This is a genomic window from Pedobacter sp. HMWF019 (genome assembly GCF_003061025.1).
Lineage (GTDB): Bacteria > Bacteroidota > Bacteroidia > Sphingobacteriales > Sphingobacteriaceae > Pedobacter.
On sequence record NZ_QAIL01000561.1, the window covers coordinates 1 to 2,593 of the forward strand.

Genomic DNA, 2,593 nt, shown 5'->3' on the forward strand with positions numbered 1-2,593 from the left:
TTTCAGGCAATAGCAGATCCGACAAGAAGAGCGATACTTCTGTTGGTTGCTTCGCAGTCTTTAACAGCAGGGGCAATAGCTGCAAATTTCGATACCGCAAGACCAACAGTTTCAAAGCATTTGCAAATACTTACAGAGTGCGAATTACTTAAACAAGAACAAAATGGCAGAGAGATTCACTATCACATTAATGCAAAAAAAATGAGAGAGGTTGCTGATTTTATTGAGCCATTTAGGCAAATGTGGGAAGATAGATTTAAGACATTGGAAAGTATAATGAAAGAATATAAAAACAAATAACATGGAGCAAAAGACAAAAATTAATGCCGAAGAAGGCAGACAAGATTTAGTGATTACCAGGGAATTTGATTTGCCATTGGAATTACTTTTTAAGGCTTATGTAGAGTCTGAGATCGTTGAGCAATGGATGGGAACAAAAGTACTGAAACTTGAAAATAAAAAACATGGAGGGTACCAATTCGAGACCAGCGATACTAAGGGGAATGTTGTATTTCGGGCAAATGGTGTTATTCACGAATTCGTTCCTAATCAACAGATCACCCGGACATTCGAAATGGAGAATGCCCCTTTTGATGTGCAGCTTGAGTTTCTCAAATTTGAAGAATTCAGCGAAGAAACCAGTAAACTCACTATGCATGTTGTATATAAGTCAGTTGAACTTAGAGATAGTATGCTACGGTTGCCATTTGCTCAGGGGATAAATATGGCTCATAACCGATTGCAAAACATTTTAAATAAATCAAAGTAAAGATTATGGATAAATTAAATAAAATCATCTACTGGATTTCTACGATTTGGCTTGCCCTTGGGATGGTGTCAACTGGATTGGTTCAGTTATTGAAAATGAAAGATGAGGTGGAAAAGATTGCTCAATTGGGCTATCCTCGCTATTTTTTAACCATAATTGGGATTTGGAAAATTCTTGGTGTTGTGGCTGTGCTTATGCCTAAGTTACCATTATTAAAGGAGTGGACCTATGCAGGTTTCTTTTTTGCAATGTCGGGTGCTGTCTTTTCTCACCTGGCCGTTGGAGATGGAGCTAAAGAGTTTTTTGGGCCAGCATTATTACTTGTCTTAATTGTTGTCTCCTGGTATTTTAGGCCTTTAGATAGAAGAATTATTTTTAGTTAACCGATAAAGTATGAGCAATATTAAAAACGAATTGTCTCAGGAAGAACTTGAGCATCTATTCAAAACTTTGAAAGTCCGTTTTGAAAAAAATATGAACCGCCATAATGATTTGGAATGGTCTGATATACAAATGAAATTGGAAGAGAGTACTGTAAAACAGTGGTCGCTCCATGAAATGGAGAGGACTGGAGGTGAGCCTGATGTAATTGGTCGTGATAAAGAAACGGGTGAGTACTTTTTTTATGATTGCTCCGCTGAAAGTCCTAAAGGTCGTAGAAGTCTTTGTTATGACAGGAAAGCATTGGAGACAAGAAAAGAACATAAACCAGAGAATAATGTGTTGGATGTGGCGGCTGCAATCGGGATAGAGTTGCTGTCAGAAGAGCAATACCGGGCATTGCAGAAACTGGGTGATTTTGATGTAAAAACTTCAAGTTGGGTGAAAACACCGACTGATATTAGAAAACTAGGTGGAGCGATCTTTTGCGATCGTCGCTATAATACTATTTTTACGTATCACAATGGAGCCGATTCTTATTATGCTGCGAGAGGATTTCGCGGCTCGTTAAAGGTTTAGAGCAAAAATAATTAATTTACCAATATGAACCCAAAAGTTGATTTTTATTTTAGCAAGACAAAGGCGTGGCAGGAAGAACTGGAGCAATTAAGAATAATTGCGCTAGATTGTGGATTGACTGAAGAGTTGAAGTGGGGGTGTCCTTGTTATACGTTTCAGAATGACAACATCAGTTTGATACATGTATTTAAAGATTATTGTGCATTGCTGTTTTTTAAGGGGGTATTGTTGAAGGATCCCGATGGCATCCTAATTCAACAAACTAAAAATGTGCAGGCAGCACGTCAAGTTCGATTTACCAATGTTCTGGAAATTTTGGAAATGAAATCGACACTAATGGCTTATATCTATGAGGCTATCGAGGTGGAAAAGGCTGGTTTGAAAGTTGAGCTTAAAAAGACGGAAGAATTCGTTGTTTCTAAAGAATTCCAGTTTAAATTAGATCAGATTCCTGCTCTAAAAACCGCATTTTATGGATTGACACCTGGGCGGCAAAGGGCATATCTTCTTCATTTTTCATCTCCTAAGCAATCCAAAACGCGGGAAGCGAGGGTAGAGAAATATATGCCACAAATTTTGAATGGGAAAGGTTTAAATGATGAGTAGTTTAATGTATTATAATAATTACCAAATCTTTCTGAATCTAAATTTGCCTTGACTTCTTAGGCGCTTGATGTAAGTAAATATTTAATACTGGATTATTGTTTTTATAAACTAAGTTTAAATTAGCTAAACAATATTAAGCCAGTTAAAATCATGAAGCGAAAATTTCTGTTGATATTGTTAATTGTTGTACAATTTGCAAATTTGATTGGGCCGACAAACGCAAATAATAGCCAAATCCTTGTACGCTGGGCTTACTCC

5 protein-coding genes are annotated in these 2,593 nt (G+C 37.0%); all 5 read left to right on the forward strand.

Going from position 1 to position 2,593, the window contains the following annotated elements:
• Positions 1-300: helix-turn-helix transcriptional regulator (locus tag DBR11_RS27310; protein WP_108555710.1), on the forward strand; the 300-nt coding region annotated here is incomplete at its 5' end.
• A gap of 1 nt (position 301) precedes the next feature.
• Positions 302-769, forward strand: coding sequence for an SRPBCC domain-containing protein (locus tag DBR11_RS27315; protein WP_108555711.1), 468 nt, complete (start codon positions 302-304; stop codon positions 767-769).
• Between the two features lie 5 nt (positions 770-774).
• Positions 775-1,152 (forward strand): DoxX family protein, encoded by a 378-nt coding sequence (locus DBR11_RS27320; protein ID WP_108555712.1) that lies wholly within the window; start codon positions 775-777, stop codon positions 1,150-1,152.
• Positions 1,153-1,162: 10 nt separating this feature from the next.
• The gene (locus DBR11_RS27325; RefSeq protein WP_108555713.1) at positions 1,163-1,729 is read left to right on the forward strand and encodes a DUF4256 domain-containing protein; all 567 of its coding nucleotides are present in this window, start codon (positions 1,163-1,165) and stop codon (positions 1,727-1,729) included.
• A gap of 24 nt (positions 1,730-1,753) precedes the next feature.
• A complete protein-coding gene (locus DBR11_RS27330; protein ID WP_108555714.1) occupies positions 1,754-2,335 on the forward strand; it encodes a YdeI family protein in 582 nt (193 codons plus the stop codon).
• The last annotated feature ends 258 nt before the right edge of the window (positions 2,336-2,593 follow it).